The 1051-nt window shown below is 68.6% G+C and carries 1 protein-coding gene; it reads left to right on the top strand.

Going from position 1 to position 1051, the window contains the following annotated elements:
• Positions 1–133: 133 nt before the first annotated feature.
• On the top strand, positions 134–1027 hold the full coding sequence (locus ACY34I_RS40465; protein ID WP_462760839.1) for an IS5 family transposase: 894 nt from the start codon (positions 134–136) through the stop codon (positions 1025–1027).
• Positions 1028–1051 lie beyond the last annotated feature (24 nt).

Raw genomic sequence — 1051 nt, 5'->3', positions numbered from 1 at the left:
CTAGGCCGTGTTTCATAGCTGGGGTTGGCCAGTCAGCCCCGGCCAGGGATCTCGGCGTGTCGGTGATCGATACGCGGTGAGGTCTCCGGTAGATGGTTCATCGACCAAGACAGACCATCAGCACGGAGACCTCGTGGCCACCATACCGGTGACGAGGCGGTTCGACCTGACTGACGTGCAGTGGGCGGCGTTGGAACCGCTGCTGCCGAGGGGAAAGAAGCCAGGACGGCCGCTGAAGTGGAGTAAGAGGCAGCTCATCGACGGGGTCCGGTGGCGGGTGCGGGTGGGCTCGCCTTGGCGGGATGTGCCGGAGTGTTACGGGCCCTGGCAGACGGTTTACGGGCTGTTCCGCCGTTGGCAACGGGCCGGGGTGTGGCAGCGGATCGTGACCGGGCTGCAGACCCGCGCCGACGCCGCAGGGTTGATCACCTGGGACGTCAGCGTCGACTCGACCATCGCTCGGGCGCATCAGCACGCCGCCGGCGCCCGCACGCAGCCCGAGTTGCAGAAGGAACCACCGGGCGGGGTCGAGGACGAGCCGGCTGATCACGCTCTGGGTCGGTCGCGGGGTGGCTGGACCACCAAGCTGCACCTGGCCTGCGAGCAGGGCCGCAAGCCGCTGTCGATGCTGGTGACCGGCGGGCAGCGCGGCGACAGCCCGCAGTTCACCCGGGTCCTGGCCCGCATCCGGGTCCCCCGGCCCGACGGCGGCCGACCCCGTACCCGTCCCGACCGGGTCCTCGCGGACAAGGCATACAGCTCCCGCGCCAACCGTGAGCACCTACGCCGACGTGGCATCCCGGCCACGATCCCGATCAAGATCGATCAGGCGGCCAGCCGGCGCAAGAAGGGGTCCAAGGGCGGACGACCGCCGACCTTCGACGCCCACATCTACCAGCAGCGTCACGCCGTCGAGTGCGGCATCAACCAGCTCAAACGCCATCGAGCCATGGCCACCAGGTTCGACAAGCTCGCCGTGCGCTACCAGGCCACACTCCACGTCGCCGCGATCAACGAGTGGCTCTGACCCGAGCTATGAAACACGGCCTAG

It is taken from the genome of Micromonospora sp. RTBAU3-60 (assembly GCF_054963695.1).
The sequence above is the reverse complement of the archived record's forward strand: the minus strand, read 5'-3'. Positions and strand labels throughout refer to the sequence as shown.